We start from the raw sequence: 255 nt of genomic DNA, 5'->3' as shown, positions 1-255 counted from the left end.
CGACCGCGAGCCAGGCGAGCACTCCCGCCTCCGAGCGGAAGCCCATGAGGAGGGCGACGAGCACGACGACCACCAGCGAGATCACATTGGCGGCCAGCGAGGTCAGCACGTGCGCCCACAACACCGATGACCGCGCGATCGGCATGGACTGGAAACGCTCGAAGATGCCGCTCTTCATATCCAGGAAAAGCCGGAACGCGGTGTAGGCGATGCCCGAGGCGATCGTGATGAGCAGAATGCCGGGCAGCAGGTAGT

Annotated in this window: 1 pseudogene; it reads right to left on the bottom strand. The window is 64.7% G+C overall.

The features are described from left to right. Nucleotides 1–255: pseudogene (locus QSK26_RS41600) on the bottom strand (ABC transporter permease); the annotation flags it as partial.

This window comes from Microtetraspora sp. NBRC 13810 (genome assembly GCF_030268685.1).
In the GTDB taxonomy this organism is placed as follows: domain Bacteria; phylum Actinomycetota; class Actinomycetes; order Streptosporangiales; family Streptosporangiaceae; genus BSRQ01.
Note: the sequence above shows the minus strand (reverse complement) of the source record. Positions and strands in the feature narration are given on the sequence as shown.